This is a genomic window from Caballeronia sp. LjRoot34, assembly GCF_964253815.1.
Classification (GTDB): Bacteria; Pseudomonadota; Gammaproteobacteria; order Burkholderiales; family Burkholderiaceae; genus Caballeronia.
In genome coordinates this window covers 1-479 of sequence record NZ_CAXUSB020000034.1, presented here as the reverse complement: position 1 = coordinate 479, position 479 = coordinate 1, and the positions used below count along the sequence as shown (strand labels likewise).

General features: G+C 57.4%; 1 protein-coding gene. It reads right to left on the bottom strand.

Going from position 1 to position 479, the window contains the following annotated elements:
• The coding region (locus ACSQ36_RS47030) for an IS110 family transposase (RefSeq protein ID WP_436187638.1) at window positions 1-282 on the bottom strand (282 nt) is incomplete at its 3' end.
• Window positions 283-479: the final 197 nt, after the last annotated feature.

The following is a 479-nucleotide window of genomic DNA, read 5'->3' as shown; positions in this document are numbered from 1 at the left end:
CGCAAGAATGACTTCAAGGCCCCGAGACTCCAGCGCCTCGTAGGCGGCGACCCAGTACACGCCGGTCGATTCCATCACGACCGTCTTTGTACCGGTCGCGACGAGCCAGTCGGCCATGCGTTGCAAATCGCCAGTAAATGCCTGGAATGTCTGCACCGGCTCGTCGCACAGATCTGGACTCACGGCAACAACGTGGAACCGTGAGCCAATATCGATACCGGCTGCAAACGGATGAATGATCGGCAACCCTGAGGGCTTGGATCGTGTTCGGTCTTTTGACATCACCCACCTCCTGGATAATCAGGCGCAGGACGGGGACTCGGAATAAATCAATTTCCTAAACGGGGTCGTCCGAAGACGCCGCCACAGATGAGTCCGCAGCTTCCCCTGGGCCAGGTTTTTTGACGGGGTCGAGCCTCCAAGAAGCATACGGCCACTGTCTCTGCGCGCATCAAGTGTACGCCCCTGAAGTTTCTATT